14 protein-coding genes and 1 pseudogene are annotated in these 18,123 nt (G+C 59.4%); 6 read left to right on the top strand and 9 right to left on the bottom strand.

All coding sequences use genetic code 11. The features are described from left to right. Positions 1 to 15 precede the first annotated feature (15 nt). Genes DXX3274_RS21785 through DXX3274_RS21770 form a run of 4 tightly spaced genes read right to left on the bottom strand, consistent with a single transcriptional unit; the run spans position 16 to position 5,152 of the window. Positions 16 to 1,680 carry an ABC transporter ATP-binding protein gene (locus tag DXX3274_RS21785; protein ID WP_042861674.1) on the bottom strand — a complete coding sequence of 555 codons (1,665 nt, stop codon included), beginning with the start codon at positions 1,678 to 1,680 and terminating at the stop codon, positions 16 to 18. Next, positions 1,677 to 2,537, bottom strand: a complete 861-nt coding sequence (locus DXX3274_RS21780; protein WP_042861671.1) for an ABC transporter permease — start codon at positions 2,535 to 2,537, stop codon at positions 1,677 to 1,679. Before DXX3274_RS21780 ends, DXX3274_RS21785 begins: the two co-directional genes overlap by 4 nt. Before the next feature lies 1 nt (position 2,538). Next, positions 2,539 to 3,480, bottom strand: a complete 942-nt coding sequence (locus tag DXX3274_RS21775; protein ID WP_042861669.1) for an ABC transporter permease — start codon at positions 3,478 to 3,480, stop codon at positions 2,539 to 2,541. A gap of 28 nt (positions 3,481 to 3,508) precedes the next feature. Further along, the gene (locus DXX3274_RS21770; RefSeq protein ID WP_042861668.1) at positions 3,509 to 5,152 is read right to left on the bottom strand and encodes a TIGR04028 family ABC transporter substrate-binding protein; all 1,644 of its coding nucleotides are present in this window, start codon (positions 5,150 to 5,152) and stop codon (positions 3,509 to 3,511) included. 345 nt (positions 5,153 to 5,497) lie between these two features. Between DXX3274_RS21770 and DXX3274_RS21765 the strand changes: the two are divergent. Then, positions 5,498 to 5,735, top strand: a pseudogene (locus DXX3274_RS21765) (DUF1471 domain-containing protein). 66 nt (positions 5,736 to 5,801) lie between these two features. On the opposite strand, the gene DXX3274_RS21760 reads toward DXX3274_RS21765, so the two are convergent. Further along, complete coding sequence (locus DXX3274_RS21760; RefSeq protein ID WP_042861665.1) at positions 5,802 to 7,058, bottom strand: valine--pyruvate transaminase; 1,257 nt, start codon at positions 7,056 to 7,058, stop codon at positions 5,802 to 5,804. 392 nt (positions 7,059 to 7,450) lie between these two features. On the opposite strand from DXX3274_RS21760, the gene DXX3274_RS21755 reads away from it, so the two are divergent. After that, positions 7,451 to 8,659, top strand: a complete 1,209-nt coding sequence (locus DXX3274_RS21755) for an aldose 1-epimerase family protein (RefSeq protein WP_042861663.1) — start codon at positions 7,451 to 7,453, stop codon at positions 8,657 to 8,659. 102 nt (positions 8,660 to 8,761) lie between these two features. Here DXX3274_RS21755 and ghrB read toward each other — a convergent pair whose 3' ends face one another. The 3 genes from ghrB to DXX3274_RS21735 all read right to left on the bottom strand — a co-directional run bounded on the left by ghrB (position 8,762) and on the right by DXX3274_RS21735 (position 11,289). After that, entirely contained in the window at positions 8,762 to 9,724 is a 963-nt protein-coding gene (gene ghrB, locus DXX3274_RS21750) for a glyoxylate/hydroxypyruvate reductase GhrB (RefSeq protein WP_042861661.1), read from the bottom strand. A gap of 552 nt (positions 9,725 to 10,276) precedes the next feature. Then, positions 10,277 to 10,732: an N-acetyltransferase gene (locus DXX3274_RS21740; RefSeq protein ID WP_042861657.1), complete on the bottom strand. Its 456-nt coding sequence runs from the start codon at positions 10,730 to 10,732 to the stop codon at positions 10,277 to 10,279. Next, on the bottom strand, positions 10,729 to 11,289 hold the full coding sequence (locus DXX3274_RS21735; protein ID WP_042861655.1) for a DNA-3-methyladenine glycosylase I: 561 nt from the start codon (positions 11,287 to 11,289) through the stop codon (positions 10,729 to 10,731). Before DXX3274_RS21735 ends, DXX3274_RS21740 begins: the two co-directional genes overlap by 4 nt. A 188-nt stretch (positions 11,290 to 11,477) precedes the next feature. On the opposite strand from DXX3274_RS21735, the gene DXX3274_RS21730 reads away from it, so the two are divergent. The 3 genes from DXX3274_RS21730 to glyS all read left to right on the top strand — a co-directional run bounded on the left by DXX3274_RS21730 (position 11,478) and on the right by glyS (position 15,435). Further along, a complete protein-coding gene (locus tag DXX3274_RS21730; protein WP_042861653.1) occupies positions 11,478 to 12,284 on the top strand; it encodes a sulfite exporter TauE/SafE family protein in 807 nt (268 codons plus the stop codon). Between the two features lie 142 nt (positions 12,285 to 12,426). Beyond that, on the top strand, positions 12,427 to 13,341 hold the full coding sequence (gene glyQ, locus DXX3274_RS21725) for a glycine--tRNA ligase subunit alpha (protein WP_042861650.1): 915 nt from the start codon (positions 12,427 to 12,429) through the stop codon (positions 13,339 to 13,341). Positions 13,342 to 13,350: 9 nt separating this feature from the next. Further along, complete coding sequence (gene glyS / locus DXX3274_RS21720; protein WP_042861648.1) at positions 13,351 to 15,435, top strand: glycine--tRNA ligase subunit beta; 2,085 nt, start codon at positions 13,351 to 13,353, stop codon at positions 15,433 to 15,435. A gap of 92 nt (positions 15,436 to 15,527) precedes the next feature. Here the strand turns inward: glyS and DXX3274_RS21715 are convergent, their stop codons facing one another. Continuing rightward, on the bottom strand, positions 15,528 to 16,904 hold the full coding sequence (locus tag DXX3274_RS21715) for an MFS transporter (protein WP_084478841.1): 1,377 nt from the start codon (positions 16,902 to 16,904) through the stop codon (positions 15,528 to 15,530). A 561-nt stretch (positions 16,905 to 17,465) separates the two neighbouring features. On the opposite strand from DXX3274_RS21715, the gene DXX3274_RS21710 reads away from it, so the two are divergent. Then, complete coding sequence (locus DXX3274_RS21710; RefSeq protein ID WP_042861646.1) at positions 17,466 to 17,984, top strand: Hcp family type VI secretion system effector; 519 nt, start codon at positions 17,466 to 17,468, stop codon at positions 17,982 to 17,984. The last annotated feature ends 139 nt before the right edge of the window (positions 17,985 to 18,123 follow it).

Below are 18,123 nucleotides of genomic sequence, written 5' to 3'. Positions count from 1 at the left end.
TTTAGGCTGTGTCCCTTAAGAGACATGGCGCTGGCCGGGGATCGCGTCGATCAGTTCCCGGGTATAGCGCTCGGCCGGCTGGGCAAAAATCTGCTCTACCGGCCCGGATTCCACCTGTTTGCCGTGGTACAGCACGGAAACGGTATCGGCTATCTGTCGCACCACGGCGAGATCGTGGGAAATAAACAGATAGGTCAGCCCCAGCGAGGCCTGTAACTCTTCCAGCAAGCGTAGGATTTGCGCCTGCACCGTGACATCCAGCGCCGAGACGGCTTCGTCCAGCACCAGTACTTTCGGTTCCAGCACCAGCGCGCGGGCGATGGCGACCCGCTGACGCTGGCCGCCGGACAGTTCAAGCGGGCGGCGTTGCAGCAGCGAAGCGGGCAGCGCCACCCGCTCGAACATCTCATGCACCCGGTTGGCCCGCTCTGGCCGGGAGTAACGATTGAAATTGCGCAGCGGCTCTTCCACGATGTCGAACAGCCGTTGCGACGGGTCGAGCGAGCTAAACGGATTCTGATAAACCAGTTGGATGGTTTGGCGGAACTGGCGCAGCGCTTCGCCGCGCAGCCGGGTGATGTCGGTGCCGTCGATCAGGATGCGGCCGGCGGTCGGACGCTGGAAGCCAAGAATCATGCGCGCGGTGGTGGTTTTGCCGGAGCCGGACTCGCCGACAATGGCGTGGGTGGTGCCGGGCGCTACGCTGAACGACACCCCGTCCACCGCCCGGAACGGCGCTTTCCGGTTGCCCGCCAGCGGGAACTCCTGCACCAGTTGCTCCACCTGCACAATTGGTTGACTGGAAATCGCTTGAGCGGATGCGGCGGGGTGAACGGCGGCGCGTGATGGTCGACGGGCCGGCGCCAGCGACGGGATGTTAGCCAGTAGGGTGCGGGCGTACTGGCTTTGCGGCGCGCTCAGCACCTGCCGGGTTGGTCCCTGTTCCTGGATGTAGCCTTTCTGGAACACCAGCAACCGGTCGGCGCGTTCGGCGGCCACCCCCAGATCGTGGGTGACGAACAGAATGGCGGTGCCGTTTTCCCGGCGCAGTTCGTCCAGTAAATCGAGAATGCGTTTTTGCACCGTGACGTCCAGCGCGCTGGTGGGCTCGTCGGCGATGATCAGCGCCGGTTTCAGCGCGATGGCGATAGCAATCAGCACCCGTTGTTTCATGCCGCCGGATAGCTCGTGCGGGAACTGGCTGGCGCGCAGTTCCGGCTCTGTCAGCCCGACGCGCGTCAGCAATGCCAGCGTTTGTCGGCGCAGGCTATGGCGATCGCTGTTCTGGTGCAGCCGCAGAATTTCATCCACCTGCTCGCCGATGGTTTTCACCGGGTTGAGCGAGCTGCCGGGGTCCTGCGGCACCAGGCTGACCACGCTGCCGCGAATGCTGTCCAGCCGTTGTTGCGACCAGCGGCTGATATCGGCGCCGTTAAGGCGAATAGCGCCGCGCGCCAGACGGCCGTTATCCGCCAGCAGACCGATCACCGCCTGCGCGGTGGTGGTTTTACCGGAGCCGGATTCGCCCACCAGCGCCACCACTTCGCCGGGCTGGATGACGAAGGATACGCCTTCCACCACCGTGCGTTCGCCGTCGTCGCCGCGGTAGGCGATGGCGACGTCTTCCAGTTCCAGCACCGGCGTTGTCGTGCTGCTTTGCAAACTCAGCGTCAGGCTCATCGCGTCGGCCTCCGGATCGACTGGCTGATGCGGTTGGTCGCCAGCACCACGGCGACCACCAGCAGGCCGGGGAAGGTAGTCAGCCACCAGGCGGTGGCCAGATAGTTGCGGCCCTCGGCGATCAACAGCCCCCATTCCGGCGTCGGCGGCGGCGCGCCGTAGCCGAGGAAACTCAGGGTGGCGAGCGCCAGAATCGCGCTGCCGAACTGCAACGCGGAAAACGCCAGCACGCTGGTGAGCGAGTTGGGCAGAATATGGCGCCACAGCACGCCCCAAAAGGTACCGCCGCTGCCAAACGCCGCTTCAACGTAATCGCTGCGGCGTACGCGCAGCACTTCAGCGCGCACCAGTCGGGTGAAATTCGCCACCGAGGTTACGCCCACCGCGATAGCGGCGTTCAGATTGCCGAACCCCAGCAGGATGATGACGCTCAACGCCAGCAACAGGCCGGGGATCGCCAGCAGCACATCGACGGTACGCATCACCAGCGTATCCAGCCGACCGCCGACCGCGCCCGCCAGCAGCCCCAGCAGGCTGCCGAGCACCAGACCCAGTGACACGGCGATCACCGCGCCGGACAGCGAATGCACCGAACCGTAGACGATGCGGGTGTAGAGGTCGCGACCGAGTTGGTCGGTGCCGAGCAGGTAGTCGCCGCCCGGCGCCAGCCGTTGCGCGCCCGGCACGCCTTCAATCGGCGAAGCATGGGTAAACAGGCCGGGGAACAGCGCCCATAGCGCTACCGTCAACAGCACCAGCCAGGCGAGCACCAGGCTGGGTTGCGCGGCATAACGGCGTAAGCGGGGCGTCTTGCGCAGCAGCGGAAACGCGATTTTTTCCAGTTGAATACTCGCCATATCACACCTCCGGGGCGGTTTTCAGACGCGGATCAAGCAACGGGTAGAGCAGGTCGACCAGCAGGTTGACCGCCACGAACGCCGTCGCGGAAACCAGTACGATGGCCTGCAATACGCTGGCGTCCTGAGTGTTGACCGCTTCCTGCGTCAACTGGCCCAGCCCGCTGCGACCGAACACGGTTTCGGTAATCAGCGCGCCGGCGATCAGCTCGCCCAGCAACAGGCCCGCCAACGTCAGCGCCGGCAGCATCGCGTTGCGCGCCACGTGGCGCCACAGCACGCCGCGGCGGCTCAGGCCTTTGGCGCGCGCTACCGCCACGAACGGCTGCGCCAGTACCTGATCGATGCTACGCATCAGCACCTGGGCGATGGGGGCGGCAATCGGCACCGAGAGCGTCAGCACCGGCAGAATCAGCCCTTCCCACTCACCGGGGTTGATCACCGAAATCCACCCCAGCCGGAAGGAAAATACCTGAATCAGCACGATGCCGAGCCAGAAGGTGGGAATGGAAATCAGCAGCGACGGCACCGACTGAAACAGCTGGCGCAGCCAGGCGAACGACGTCAGCGCCGAGAGAAACGCCAGCGCGAACGCCAGCAGCAACGCCACGCCAAACCCCAGCACCGCCAGCAGCAACGTTGGCGGCAGGTTAGTCGCCAGCAAGTCGCTGACCGGCAAGCCGGCCTGTAGCGACAGCCCGAAATCGCCGTGCAGCAGGCGCGACAGCGACGCGGTGTACTGAGTCAGCAGCGGCACATCGGCGCCGTAGGCCAGCCGCAATTCGGCGATCTGGCCGGCGCTGAGCCCCAGTTCCGGACTCATGAATTTGATCAGTACCGCGTCGCCCGGCAGCGCCTGCAGCAGAATGAACGACAGGGTAAATGCCGCCCACAGCACCAGCAGCGCCTGTCCGAGGCGTGTCGCCAGATAGGTTATCCGCACGTTTTGCCCTCCGTCGCCGGTTCGCCGGTTACTTGTCCAGCCAGGTGTTGTAGAAACTGGGACGGCCCACGGCTTCGAAGCCGATTCCTTTGGTGGCGGCGCGCCCGGCGAACACCTGCGGTTCTTCAAAAATCGGAATCACATACGCCTGATCGATCAGGTAGTTCTGCACCTCGCCCACCAGCGCCAGCCGTTTGCCGCGATCGGTAGCGGAAGCGATGCCGTCCAGCAGCGTGTTGAGGCGTGTGTCTTCAAAGGTTTTCACCTTGTCGCTGGCGCCGCCTTTTTGCAGCAGCACGTTGCGCAGCGTCGGGTAATACTGGCTTTTCAGCACATCCGGGTCGGCGCGTCCCACCATGCCCGGCGATACGCCGGTTTTCAGCGGGTCGAGGCTGTCGACGGTTTTGGTGCCCGCGTCGCCCGCCAGCACGTTCAGCTTCACGCCCACTTTGGCCCACTGCTGCGCCACCAGCTGCAGCATCTCTTTGTTTTGCGGCTGCGGCGGCGATTCGTAAGCGGTCAGCGCTAGCGGCTGGCCGTCTTTCTGGCGGATGCCCTGCGCGCCTGCTTTCCAGCCCGCATCGTCCAGCAGGCGGGCGGCGGCGGTCGGGTCGAACGTCAGCTTATCGGACAGGTTGACGTAACCAGCGGCGGTTTTCGCCAGCACCGAGGTGGCCTGCGGGTAGTTATCGGAGTAGAGCGTCTGGATGATTTCTTTCGGGTTGGTAGCGTAACGGAGCGCCTGACGTACGCGGATATCCGCCACCAGCGGGTTATCGGGACGGAAGTTGACGCTGTTATTCACCCCGCGGGTAGGGGCGGCGTAAATCCGGATGCCTTCGCTCTGCACCCGTTTTTCGTCATAGGCCTGAATCTGGCGGATGAAATCCGCCTGACCGGACACCAGCGCGCCGATGCGCACGCTGTCTTCCGGCGTCACCAGATAGGTAATACCGTCCAGATAGGGGCGGCCCTGATGGGCGAATTTCACCGGCGCCCAGTTGTAATCCTTGCGCGCCGCCAGTTTCAGCTCGCGCCCCGGTTTCTCGCTGCTGACCACAAACGGACCGGAGCCGATGATGCGGGTAGCATCGCCCAACTGGTTGAAGTTGCGCGCCAGCGTGCTCAGCGACACCAGCCCGGAGCCGATGGCGGCGGTGCCTTGCAGGAAGCCGGGCGACGGTTTTTTGAAGTAGAACTTCACCGTCAGCGGGTCGATCACTTCACTGCGTTGGTAGTTGTTGATCACCTCGGATACCGGTTGGTTCAGTTCTTTGTTGCCCAGCCCGTAGGTGTCGAAATTTTTGGCGACGGCGTTGGCATCCAGCGGCGTGCCGTCAGAGAAGGTGACGCCGGGGCGCAGTTTGAACGTGTATTCGGTGCTGTCGGCGTTGATTGTCCAGGATTCGGCGATCCAGGGCTCGATGTCCAGCGTTTCCGGGTTCTGGTAGGTCAGCTTGTCGGTAATTTGGTTGAGGATGCCGCCGTTGGGGTAAAAACCGCCAGCGGGCGGATACAAATTGGTGTGTGGCTGTTGCTCCAGATAGATCAACGTACCGCCGGTTTTGGGCGAAGCGTCGGCGGCCAGCGCCTGAGCGCCATTCCCCAGCAGCGCTAATGAAACAAGCAGACCAATCCCCCGCTTCTGTCGAGCGTTCAAGAAACCAGACATGGTTTTTTCCTTTTAGTTATCAGAGTTATATCAGCCGCTGTGCAGGTGGTGTCAGGGCTGGAAAAAGGCTGTCATACGAAAGGGATACTTCCACAGGCATGGTGAAACCGCAAAGTACAATACTGGTAATGAATATCTGGTTTTGGGGTAAGTGGCGGTGGGTGAGAACTCGCCGAAATCGCGGGATTTTTATTTCATAAAATTTGAATGATATTTGCAAATAAACCCGGTTTTAACGTAACGGCAACAGGTCTATTATCACTTTCATCGAAGGCGAGAACGCCTCCAGTTAAGAGCATTAACCGAATTCAAAGTGAAGGATATTGACCATGAAAACCATCAAAAATAGTTGTTGCAGTTATCGCTCTGGCTACCATTTCTTTCGGCACTTTTCGCAGCGACCGAAGTACAGCACGCTGGCAGCCAGTCTGTTGGCACCGTGAGCGCCACCGCCGGTACGCTGGACAGCCTGCAGGCCAGCCTGTCTGAAAAAGCCAATGCCGCCGGCGCCAAATCATTCCGCATCATCTCCGCAACCGGCAACGATAACCAGCTGCGCGGCGTAGCGGAAATCTACAACTGATAATCGGTCTTCATGCCTGCACAAGCCGCCTTCGGGCGGCTTTTTTGTGTACGGAATGTTCAGATATCAGATGCCGGCTTCTTTTCGCGCCCGCTCTACCTCTTCGGCCAGAATGGCGACGCCCTGCTCGATTTTTTCCGGCTCCGGCACATAGTTCATGCGCAGGCACTGGTGGGCGTGCGGCCATTCCTGCTCCAGACCGGGGAAGAAGTAGTGGCCCGGCACCATCAGCACGCCGCGTTGTTTCAGCCGCTGGTACAGCACTTCGGTGGTGATCGGCAGGTCTTTGAACCACAGCCACAGGAAAATCGCCCCTTCCGGTTTGTGGATCAGGCACACTTCCGGCGACAGATAGCGACGAATGATGGCGATAGTCTGTTCCACCCGCTGGCGGTAAAACGGCCGCACCACATCGTTGGAGAGCCGCAGCAGGTCGCCGCGCTGAATCATCTCGTGAGCCAGCGCCGGGCCGATGGAGCCGGGCGCCAGGCTGACGATGCCGTTCATGTTGCCGAGCGCTTCGATCACCTGCTCCGAACCGATCACGATGCCGCAGCGCGAACCGGGCAGACCGAGTTTCGACAGGCTCATGCACAGGATGGTGTTCGGGTTCCACAACGGCGTGGCGTCGCTGAAAATAATGCCGGGGAACGGCACGCCGTAGGCGTTGTCGATCACCAGCGGGATCTGATGTTCGCGGGCCAGCGCATCCAGATGCTGCAACTCTTCGTCGGTCAGCACGTTGCCGGTGGGGTTGGTGGGCCGCGAGACGCAAATCATGCCGGTGTCGTCGGTAATGCGCAGCTGGTCGAAGTCGACGTGGTATTTGAATTGCCCTTCGGGCAATAGCTCAATCTGCGGGCGAATGGAAACGAACATGTCTTCATCCAGCCCGGAATCGGCGTAACCGATGTATTCCGGCGCCAGCGGGAACAGCACCCGGCGGCGCTGATCGTCGTCGGTGCGGCCGGCAAACAGGTTGAACAGGTAGAAAAACGCGCTCTGGCTGCCGTTGGTCAGTGCAATATTCTGTGGTCCAATCTCCCAGCCCAGCTGTTCGCGCAGCAGGCCGGAGAGCGAATGCAGTAGCACATCCTTGCCTTGCGGACCGTCGTAGTTGCACAGAGCATCGGTCAGTTTTCCTTGATCCAGCAGGTCGCGGCACAACTGCTGAAAATAATCGTCCATCGCCGGGATATGGGCCGGATTACCGCCGCCCAGCATGATGGCGCCGGGGGTACGCAGCCCGTCGTTCAGGTCGTCCATCAGTTGGGTAATGCCGGCGTGGCGGGTAAATTTGTTGCCGAAACGGGAAAAGTTCATAGTTTGTCAATAAAGGGTAAAACACAGGTAAACCGACACCTTAGCGCGCGTGTCGGGCAGGTGCAATCGTGACGGAAAATCCTTCTCCACTCTTTATGCTGTCTATTTTTGTTATGGCGAAATAGTTAACTGATGTGGTTGCTGTCTGCTTCAGCGCAACCCACCCACATGGCGCCAAAAGCTGAACGCGCGTCAGCTTTTGTCTGATTTCCCTCACGTTTTTTCTGCAAAATTATTAACCATGCTTATTAAAACTGTGATGAATAATCCAAATTTATCGCGAAAAAAGAGCAGTTGGTTATCTGGTGATAGCAATCACATTCTCCCGTCAGCCGGATTTGTAGTCTTTTAGCTCCGCAGGCTTAATCAATTCAGCTAGAAGGACGAATGGGATGAAAAATGTACTGGCAATAAGTATCGCTCTGGCGCTGGTTTCCTGGCAGGCATCGGCTCAGACCTTTGTGCTGACGGACGTTGAAAGCAGCACCGAGAAAGGAAATTGGCAGATCGGCAGCGACGCGCTGAAGATCAAGGATCAGCGCTTCAGCATCGAGCAGAAAGTGCTGCACGGCGGACGTCAGGAAGGCAGCAAAATTCTCACCATCACCAGCCCGAACGGGCTGCAAATCACCCTCAGTCCGACTCGCGGCATGGATTTGCTGCATGTCACCGGCAAAAATATCCGGCTGGGCTGGGATTCGCCGGTGGATGAGGTGGTGAACCCGAATACCATCACGCTTGAAAGCCGCAACGGGCTGGGCTGGCTGGAAGGTTTCAATGAGATGATGGTGCGCTGCGGCTATGAGTGGACCGGCCATCCGGTCACCAGCGACGGCATGATTTACACCCTGCACGGTCGTGCCGGTAATACGCCGGCGTCGAAAGTGATCGTGGACGTCAGCGACAAGGCGCCTTACACCATTACCGTGCGCGGTTTGCTGAAGGAAAACAGCTTCAAGAAATCCAATCTCGAAACCTGGACCGAACTGCGTTACGTGCCGGGTAGCGAGTCCTTTACCGTACACGATGTGCTGACCAACAAGTCGGATTACGCCCGCGATTATCAGATCATCTACCACAGCAATTTCGGTACGCCGATTCTGGAAGAAGGCGCGCGTTTCCTGGCGCCGGTGAAGGAGATTTCGCCGTTTAACGACTACGCCAAAGCGGGCCTGAAAAGCTGGCAGACGTATAAAGGGCCGACTAAAGACTTCGACGAAATGGTGTTTAACATGACGCCGTACGCGGATAAAGAAGGTAAAACACTGGCCGCGCTGGTGAATCGCGCCGGCGACAAAGGGGTGTCCATCGCCTTTGATACCCATCAGTTGCCGCTGCTGACGCTGTGGAAAAACACCGACACCCTGAAACAGGGCTACGTCACCGGTATCGAGCCCGGTACCAATTACGCCTACCCGGTCACCATCGAACGCCAGCAGGGAAGGGTGAAGAAGCTGCAACCCGGCCAGAGCACCACGTTTGAGCTGACCTACAGCCTGCTGAGCAGCCCGACGGCGGTACAACAAACCGAGCAGAAAGTGAAAGCGATTCAGGGCGATCGCGCCACAACGCTGACCGAAAAACCGATTGCGGTGGAGTAATCGCGTTTACCGTAGGTTAAGGTCAGGATTCATGCTGTTATTCCGCCTTCCTGAGATCAGGAGGGCGGAATATTGAATATAAAACGGAGGTAACGTGCTGAATTACTTCAGCACGTCCGGATTGACGCAGTTCTCTTTGACGTTGCCGCTCAGTGCGGCGATCAGGTTATCTACCGCGCAGGCCGACATGTTGTAGCGGGTTTCATGGGTAGCGGAGCCGATATGCGGCAGCGCGACCACGTTGGGCAACTTCAGCAGCGGCGAGTCTACCGGCAGCGGTTCCTGCTCGAACACATCCAGACCGGCGGCGTAAAGGGTGCCGTCAGTCAGCGCGTCAATTAACGCCGCTTCGTCGATAACCGGGCCGCGGCCGATGTTGATCACAATCGCGCTGGACTTCATTTTCTTCAACTGCTCACGGCCGATCAGATGATGGGTCTGCGGGGTCAGCGGCAGGGTAATGCACAGAAAATCCGACTCTGCCAGCAAGCCGTCCAGATCGCGGTAACCGGCGTTGAAGCGGGTTTCCGCTTCCTGATGATGACGGCGGGCGTGGTACAGCACCGGCATGCCGAAGCCCAGATGCGCGCGCTGCGCCACCGCCAGACCGATGCGGCCCATACCCAGAATACCGATGGTTTTGTGGTGCACGTCAATGCCAAACCAGTCTTTATCGACACTGGCTTTCCACTCCCCGGCCTTAACCCGCTCTGCCACTTCCAGCCCACGGCGGGCGGTCACCAGCATCAGCGTCAGCACCGCATCCGCCACTGTTTCCGTCAGGGCGGTCGGCGTGTGCATCAACAGCGCCCCTTTGTCGTTCAGGGTGGCGAGATCGATATTGTCGTAGCCGACAGAGATGGTTGAGACGGCGCGCAGGCGCGGTAAATGGGAGAGAAATTCCCGGCTAACCGTGGCGCTGGAGCCGATTAGCCCCTCCACCCGCTCCAGTACGGGGTGATCGACCGGCGGCAGCCCGTTGAATTCATGCACGGTGGCGTATTGCTCAAGGCGAGCGCGCAGGGCGTCAGGGATACTTCTGTAGAGGATCACTTCAGGTTTCATCAGTTCACTCCGGCTGATAGGCGATTGTCTGATTAAAACGACGGTTGTATTTAAAAGCGGTCTTTTAAAAAAGGGTTCTCTGTTAGCTTCGCATATTGATGCCCGGTCTTTGCCGTGCCATCGCCCAAAAACGATTGGAGGATTCAATAAAATGCGATGGTAAACAGTTATATATGCTTATCATCCGCGCTCCATTCACGCGCAACGACCGGATGCGAAGCGATTTGTTCTGTTGGGGAAAGCGCCGCCCGACCCGTAAGGCATCAATCGGCCCAGAGAATGCGGGTTCTGAACAGGCTGCTTCAGGCATGATGGTCGACATGGCGGGAGACTGCAAGTCAGACGCTAGTCGGGCGGCGCGCCTTCTAATGTGCCTGAAGGCGCGCTCCCGCTAAAAACCCTGGTATTGGCTGAAATCAGCGGTGTTACAAAAAAGATGAAATAATTGGCAGCCACACTCACGCCAGCGGCATGATTTGGTATGTTATAAAGTATCATTTCATGGCGGTAATGCAACCGTAGCGGGACGTCCTTCGGCTGCACCAACCTGATTCAGGACATGACGGAGGCGAGCAGCTCCTGATCCTGCCAGTGCATGATCAACAGGCGCGAGCGGGTTTCGTGCTGGTAATTTTCCTGCACGGTAATAAACCCCTGTTTGCGGTAAAAGGCGCAGGCGCGGTGGTTCTGCTGATACACTTCCAGGCTGAGCATGGGAAAGCGGTGTTGGATATGCTGCATCAGCGCTGCGCCCGCCCCCTGGCCGTACAGGTTGTGATGGACAAACAGCGCGCCGATAAAACGCTGATCCATCACGCTGATAAAACCGCCGATGCCCTGTTCGTCCTCATAAATCCAGGTCTGCGAGTGGGGGATATAGTGTCCGCGCACCAGCTCCTCGCTTTCCAGCCAATAGCGCGGCGAGATAAACGGGTGCGCTCGGGTAGTGCTTTCCAGCCATAACCGTACCAGCGGATCCAGATCCTGCGGCCGATAGGGTCGGATCACGACGCCTCCGGATGACAAAAGCATTCGGTGGTATGGTCGTTCACCAGTCCGGCGGCCTGCATAAAGGCGTAGCAGATGGTTGAGCCGATAAAGGTAAAGCCGCGTTTTTTCAGCGCCTTGGACATCGCGTCCGACACCGTTGTCTTCGCGGGCACGTCGGCCAGCGAGGCGTGTCGGTTGACAACCGGTTGGTGGTCGACGAAGGACCAGATAAAAGCAGCGAAGTCTTCCCCTTGCTGTTGCATCGCCAGCCAGGCGCGGGCATTGCGGATGATGGCTTCAATTTTGCCGCGGTGGCGGATGATGCCGGCGTCCAGCACCAGCCGATTCACGTCGTCGTCGGTCATGGCGGCGACGCGATGGGGATCAAATCCGTGGAAGCAGCGGCGGTAGTGCTCCCGTTTTTTGAGCACGGTTATCCACGATAGCCCGGCCTGCTGGCCCTCAAGACACAACAGTTCAAACAGTTCCCGGCCGTCGGTACAGGGTTTCCCCCACTCGTTGTCATGATAATCCAGGTACAACGTGTCCTGCGTGACCCAACCACAGCGCGTCATCCTCTTCTCCTTGCTCCCCGGTTGAGATTCACCGGCATTGTTGGTATTGATGATGGCCGGTTTCAGCGCATCACCCGCGTAGCATGGCGATCATCAGCCTAAGCGCGGTGCGATGCAACCCTGCGCAGATAGGGGCCGTGTGAGGCATGACGCCGGAAATAACAGAGTATAAGCGACAGGGGACAATAATGGGGATTGAGTGGGTGCTGGCCTATCTGGCGCTGGGCGCCGTGGTGGGTTTTATGGCTGGATTACTGGGCATTGGCGGGGGCGGCATCATGGTGCCGGTGCTGACGGCGCTGTTTGCCGCGCAGGGTGTGGAAACGTCGCATTTGGTACATCTGGCGCTGGGCACGTCGATGGCGGCGATTGTGATTACCGCTATCTCCAGTCTGCGTACTCATCATCAACATCAGGCGGTGCTGTGGCCGGTGGTGTGGCGCATCACGCCGGCGATTCTGGTGGGGACTTTCGCCGCCACCTGGCTGGTGGCGCTGTTGCCGACCCGCGCGCTGGCGATTTTCTTTTCCTGCTTCATGGCTTATGTCTCGTTACAGATGGTGCTGAACATCAAGCCCAAACCTCATCGGCAGTTGCCGGGCGTGCCGGGCATGTCGCTGGCCGGGCTGACCATCGGCGGTATTTCCGCGCTGGTCGCCATCGGCGGCGGGTCGCTCACCGTGCCGTTTCTGACCTGGTGCAACGTGCGCATCCAGCAGGCTATCGGCACATCGGCGGCGGTGGGCTTGCCGATTGCCTTGTCCGGCGCGCTGGGATACGTGATCAACGGCTGGTCGGCTACCGGCTTGCCCGCGTTCAGCGTGGGTTATGTCTCGCTGCCGGCGGTGGTGCTGATCTCCGTGGTCAGTTTCTTCACCGCGCCGGTGGGCGCGCGTCTGGCGCACCGGTTGCCGGTCGCCACGCTGAAAAAGGCGTTCGCCGGGTTATTGCTGCTGCTGAGCCTGAAAATGCTGCAGACCGTGTTCGCGGGCTGATTGCCGCGGGAACCGGAAGGAAAAGCCGGCTACAGAGCAATGCGGCCCAAGTTGTTGCCGCATTCTGGCTGTATATCTTGCACTCAGAGGGTATACTGGCGCCTTCATTGTAAAAACCACTTGTATCGCGTGCGAATCCAACATGCAAAAGTTTGATACCAAGACCTTTCAGGGCCTGATCCTGACGTTACAGGATTACTGGGCGCGTCAAGGCTGCACCATCGTCCAACCGCTGGACATGGAAGTCGGCGCCGGCACTTCTCACCCTATGACCTGCCTGCGCGCGCTCGGCCCGGAGCCGATCGCCGCCGCCTATGTGCAGCCGTCCCGCCGTCCTACCGACGGCCGCTACGGTGAGAACCCCAACCGTCTGCAACACTATTACCAGTTTCAGGTGATCATTAAGCCGTCGCCGGACAACATTCAGGAGCTGTACCTCGGCTCGCTGAAAGAGCTGGGTCTGGACCCGACCATTCACGACATCCGTTTTGTGGAAGATAACTGGGAAAACCCGACGCTGGGCGCCTGGGGTCTGGGCTGGGAAGTATGGCTCAACGGGATGGAAGTAACCCAGTTCACCTATTTCCAGCAGGTGGGCGGTCTGGAGTGCAAGCCGGTGACCGGCGAGATCACCTACGGTCTGGAACGTCTGGCGATGTACATTCAGGGCGTGGACAGCGTCTACGATCTGGTGTGGAGCGACGGCCCGCTGGGTAAAACCACCTACGGCGACGTGTTCCATCAGAACGAAGTGGAGCAGTCCACCTATAACTTCGAATACGCCGACGTGGATTTCCTGTTTACCTGCTTCGAGCAGTACGAAAAAGAAGCCCAGCAGTTGCTGGCGCTGGAAAAACCGCTGCCGCTGCCTGCCTACGAGCGCATTCTGAAAGCCGCCCACAGCTTCAACCTGCTGGACGCGCGCAAAGCCATTTCCGTGACCGAACGTCAGCGCTACATCCTGCGGATCCGTACCCTGACCAAAGCGGTGGCGGAAGCCTACTACGCCTCCCGCGAGGCGCTGGGCTTCCCGATGTGCAATCGAAAAGAGAGCTGAGAGGCAGCGATGACAGACAAGACGTTTCTGGTGGAAATCGGCACGGAAGAGCTGCCGCCGAAGGCTTTGCGCAATCTGGCGGAATCTTTTGCCGCTAATTTTACCGCTGAACTGGATACGGCCGGGCTGGGTTATCAGTCGGTCAACTGGTTTGCAGCACCGCGCCGTCTGGCGCTGAAAGTAGCCGGTCTGAGCGCTTCTCAGCCGGATCGTGAAGTGGAAAAACGCGGGCCGGCCATCGCGCAGGCGTTTGACGCCGAAGGCAAACCGACCAAAGCGGCCGAAGGCTGGGCGCGCGGCTGCGGCATCACCGTCGATCAGGCCGAACGCCTGACTACCGACAAGGGCGAGTGGCTGTTGTTCCGCGCTCAGGTGAAAGGTGAAGCGGCGCAGACGCTGCTGCCGGGCATGGTCAGCACCGCGCTGGCGAAGCTGCCGATCCCGAAATTGATGCACTGGGGCGATAAAGAAACCCAGTTTGTGCGTCCGGTGCACACCGTAACCCTGCTGCTGGGCGACGAATTGGTCCCCGGCACCGTGCTGGGCATCGACTCCGCCCGCACCATCCGCGGCCACCGCTTTATGGGCGAGCCGGAATTCACCATCGATAACGCCGACCAGTATCCGCAGATTCTGCTGGAGCGCGGCAAGGTGCTTGCCGACTACGAGGCGCGTAAAGCCAAAATCAAAGCGGATGCCGAAGAGGCCGCCCGTAAAATTGGCGGTAACGCCGATCTGAGCGACAGCCTGCTGGAAGAAGTCACCTCGCTGGTGGAATGGCCGGTGGTGCTGACCGCGAAGTTCGAAGAGAAATTCCTGGCGGTGCCGGCGGAAGCGCTGGTGTACACCATGAAAGGCGACCAGAAATACTTCCCGGTTTACGACAACAGCGGCAAGCTGCTGCCGAACTTCATCTTTGTCGCCAACATCGAGTCCAAAGACCCGCAGCAGATCATCGCCGGTAACGAGAAGGTGGTGCGTCCGCGTCTGGCCGACGCCGAATTCTTCTTCAATACCGACCGTAAAAAACGCCTCGAAGATCATCTGCCGCGTCTGGAAACCGTGCTGTTCCAGCAGCAGTTGGGCACGCTGCGCAACAAGACCGACCGCATCGCGGCGCTGGCGGGCTGGGTTGCCGGGCAGATCGGCGCCGATGTGAATCATGCCGAGCGCGCGGGCCTGCTGTCCAAGTGCGACCTGATGACCAACATGGTGTTCGAATTCACCGACACTCAGGGCGTGATGGGGATGCACTACGCCCGTCACGACGGTGAAGCCGAAGACGTGGCGGTGGCGCTGAACGAACAGTATCAGCCGCGCTTTGCCGGTGACGAGCTGCCGTCTTCGCCGGTAGCCTGCGCGCTGGCGATCGCCGATAAGATGGATACCCTGGCGGGGATCTTCGGCATTGGCCAGCATCCGAAAGGCGATAAGGACCCGTTCGCGCTGCGCCGCGCCGCGTTGGGCGCGTTGCGTATCATCGTGGAAAAACGCCTGCCGCTGGATCTGCAAACCCTGACCGAAGAAGCGGTGCGCCTGTACGGCGACAAGCTGAGTGCTATCAATGCAGGGAACGCCAACGTGGTGGACGATGTGATCGAGTTCATGCTGGGCCGCTTCCGCGCCTGGTATCAGGAAGAGGGTCACAGCGTGGATACCATTCAGGCGGTGCTGGCGCGCCGTCCGACTCGCCCGGCGGATTTCGACGCCCGGGTGAAAGCGGTGAGCCATTTCCGCACGCTGGAGCAAGCCGAAGCGTTGGCCGCCGCCAACAAGCGCGTGTCCAACATTCTGGCTAAATCCACCGAAACGCTGAACGACAGCGTGCAGGCGGCGTTGCTGAAAGAGAACGAAGAAATCCAGCTGGCGACCTATGTCACCGCGCTGACCAGCAAGCTGGCGCCGTGGTTTGCCGAAGGCCGTTATCAGGAAGCGCTGGGCGAGCTGGCGCAACTGCGCGAGCCGGTGGACAACTTCTTCGATAAGGTGATGGTGAACGCCGAGGACCAGCAGGTGCGTATCAATCGCCTGACGCTGCTCAACGAACTGCGCAACCTGTTCCTGAAAGTCGCGGATATCTCCGTGCTGCAGTAAGTCGGCTGCAATAAATCAGCGCGTGGATATTGCCCGTAAACAGAGAGCCTCCAGATGGAGGCTCTTTTTTTATATTATTGTTTTTTAAAAGGCTATTTCGCTTTCCGGGATACGTTACTGCCGGCGTTGGGCGCCAGACGGGCGATATCCCACAGCGCCAGCGCGGTGATCAGCGCGATGATCACGAACCCTAACCGGAAGTCGATGCCTGCCGCCGGCGGTATGCCGATGGCATCTGTAATCCAGCCGCCGGCGCGAATACTGAGCGCGCCCAGCGTAACGCCCAGACCGTTCGCCAATTGAAGCGAGGTGCTGAACAGCGTGTTGGCCGAACTCATTTCCTGCGCCGGAACATCCGCGAATGCCAGCGAACTGATGCCGGTAAATTGCATCGAACGGCTGAGTCCGCCCCAGAACAGCAGCAATAACGTGAGAATCTGCGGCGTGGTGGGGGTCAGAGCGGCACAAAGCAGCAACGACAATACGCACAGTATGCCGTTAACCATCAGCAGTTTTTTGAAGCCGAAACGACGCATCAGGGGCGTAGTGGCCGGTTTCATCGCCAGATTGCCGGCAAAGACGGCCAGCACCAGCGTCCCGGCGTGAAAGGCGTCCAGTCCGAATCCCACCTGAAACATCAGCGGCAGCATGAACGGCGCGGAGCTGATGGTGGCGCGCAGGATAAACCCGCCGCGCATGGTGATGCGAAAGGTCGGCACATTCAGTGACGTCAACCGGATCAGCGGGGCGGCAGCCCGCCGCAGATGCCGTACCGCCCACCACAGCGCCAGCAGGCCCGCTCCCATCAGGATCAGCGCGTGCGTTGAATCCAGATTCTGCTGGCTGAACATTTCCAGGCCGGCGACCAGACACAGCATGGCGGCGCCCATAGAAAGAAAACCCATAAGATCAAAAGGTTGTTTCTCATCCGGTGTTTGATTGGGCATCAGCCAGAACGACAGTGCGATCGCGATTGCGCCCAATGGAACGTTGAGGAAGAAGATCCAGTGCCAACTGGCATAGGTAGTAATGAAGCCCCCCAGCGGCGGCCCCAGAATCGGCGCCACCAGCGCGGGCCAGGTCAGGGTGGCGATGGCCTTGATCAATTGATCTTTAGGCGTATTGCGCAGAACCGCCAGCCGGCCTACCGGCACCATCATGGCGCCGCCGATGCCTTGCACAATACGCATCAAAACGAACTGTGTGACCGTCTGCGTCAGTCCGCAGAACAGCGACGATACGCTAAAAATCAGCAGCGCCAGGCTAAAGACGTTTCTGGCGCCGAAGCGCTCGGCAATCCAGCCGCTGGCCGGGATCAGGACCGCCAGCGTCAGCAGATAGGCGCTGATCCCGATGTTGAGATCGATAGCCGGAACGCCAAAAGCTTTCGCCATCTCCGGTAAGGCGGTGGCGATGACCGTCCCGTCGAGGAATTCCATAAAAAAAGCGCTGGCGACCAGCAACGCCATACCGGAGATGGGCGCCTTACGGGGTAGGGGTTGTGGAATATCGTTAGGATCGGAGAAGGCCACGGTACATCCTCTGCATCAGTGACGGCACATCTGCTTATCGGTGAAGCGGTGTGACAACTTTTTATTGATGCTATACCAAATAGGTAGTGGAAATCGACCGTATACCGCACGGTTGTGTGAGGTGATGGGTCGGCCGGGCAGATGTTCCGTATGATGGGTAGCAGCGCGGCGATGCCGCCTGAGATTTGCTCGTCGGCGCAACCTAAAGTCAAAATGTGATTTGATTCACGCTTTATGTCGCTTTATTTATCAACAGGAGCACGGATTCAGAACAATCGCGCAATCTGCGCAACTTTTTGCTCAACTATCAGCATAAATCCCTGTTTGCGCAATGTTTGCAAACGATTCGGGAAGTCTGCGCAATTTTTTGCTCAAATTTGACTTAGGGAAAACGGTGGTTCGGATTTTCCCTTTTAAAACAATGAAGTAAAAGTTGGCATAGTCATTGCTCTACGAACGGTGAAGTCAAACACATGTTCAACAACAAGGAGCAAGACTATGCCAACTCCATGCTATATCAGCATCGAAGGTAAAACTCAGGGCAATATCACTGCCGGTGCCTTCACTTCCGACTCCGTCGGCAACATCTACGTGCAGGGCCACGAAGACGAGATGCTGGTACAGGAATTCAAACACATCGTTACCGTGCCGACCGACCCGCAGTCCGGCCAGCCTTCAGGCCAGCGTGTGCACAAACCGTTCAAATTCACCGTGGCCCTGAACAAGGCCGTGCCGCTGCTGTATAACGCGCTGGCTTCCGGTGAAATGCTGCCGACCGTGACCCTGAAGTGGTTCCGCACGTCCGTGGAAGGCAAGCAGGAGCATTTCTTCACCACCACCCTGACCGACGCCACCATCGTCGACATCAACAACCAGATGCCGCATTGCCAGGACCCGTCCAAGCAGGACTACACCCAGCTGATTGAAGTGTCACTGGCCTACCGCAAGGTGGACTGGGAGCACACCGTGGCCGGGACTTCCGGCTCTGACGACTGGCGCGCGCCGATCGAAGCGTAATCACGCCGTCACCCGGACTCCAGTCCGGGTGTTGTCGTTTTCAGCCTGCCCTGAGCGATGAAAGGGGTCATCGCTGAGTGCGGACGCAGACAGGGAATAAGGAGGAAGTCAGGTGGCCAACAGTACCGGATTGCAGTTT

Origin of the sequence: Dickeya sp. NCPPB 3274 (assembly GCF_000406205.1) — a bacterium.
GTDB classification, from domain to species: Bacteria; Pseudomonadota; Gammaproteobacteria; order Enterobacterales; family Enterobacteriaceae; genus Dickeya; species Dickeya fangzhongdai.
Note: the sequence above shows the minus strand (reverse complement) of the source record. Positions and strands in the feature narration are given on the sequence as shown.

What these genes read in the sequence shown, in the direction of transcription:
- glyS (WP_042861648.1), top strand. Translation starts at nt 13,351, where the DNA reads ATGACAGACAAGACGTTTCTGGTGGAAATCGGCACGGAAGAGCTGCCG.
- DXX3274_RS21735 (WP_042861655.1), bottom strand. Translation starts at nt 11,289, where the DNA reads ATGACGCGCTGTGGTTGGGTCACGCAGGACACGTTGTACCTGGATTAT.
- DXX3274_RS21710 (WP_042861646.1), top strand. Translation starts at nt 17,466, where the DNA reads ATGCCAACTCCATGCTATATCAGCATCGAAGGTAAAACTCAGGGCAAT.
- DXX3274_RS21730 (WP_042861653.1), top strand. Translation starts at nt 11,478, where the DNA reads ATGGGGATTGAGTGGGTGCTGGCCTATCTGGCGCTGGGCGCCGTGGTG.
- DXX3274_RS21760 (WP_042861665.1), bottom strand. Translation starts at nt 7,058, where the DNA reads ATGAACTTTTCCCGTTTCGGCAACAAATTTACCCGCCACGCCGGCATT.
- ghrB (WP_042861661.1), bottom strand. Translation starts at nt 9,724, where the DNA reads ATGAAACCTGAAGTGATCCTCTACAGAAGTATCCCTGACGCCCTGCGC.
- glyQ (WP_042861650.1), top strand. Translation starts at nt 12,427, where the DNA reads ATGCAAAAGTTTGATACCAAGACCTTTCAGGGCCTGATCCTGACGTTA.
- DXX3274_RS21770 (WP_042861668.1), bottom strand. Translation starts at nt 5,152, where the DNA reads ATGTCTGGTTTCTTGAACGCTCGACAGAAGCGGGGGATTGGTCTGCTT.
- DXX3274_RS21755 (WP_042861663.1), top strand. Translation starts at nt 7,451, where the DNA reads ATGAAAAATGTACTGGCAATAAGTATCGCTCTGGCGCTGGTTTCCTGG.
- DXX3274_RS21780 (WP_042861671.1), bottom strand. Translation starts at nt 2,537, where the DNA reads ATGGCGAGTATTCAACTGGAAAAAATCGCGTTTCCGCTGCTGCGCAAG.
- DXX3274_RS21785 (WP_042861674.1), bottom strand. Translation starts at nt 1,680, where the DNA reads ATGAGCCTGACGCTGAGTTTGCAAAGCAGCACGACAACGCCGGTGCTG.
- DXX3274_RS21715 (WP_084478841.1), bottom strand. Translation starts at nt 16,904, where the DNA reads ATGGCGTTGCTGGTCGCCAGCGCTTTTTTTATGGAATTCCTCGACGGG.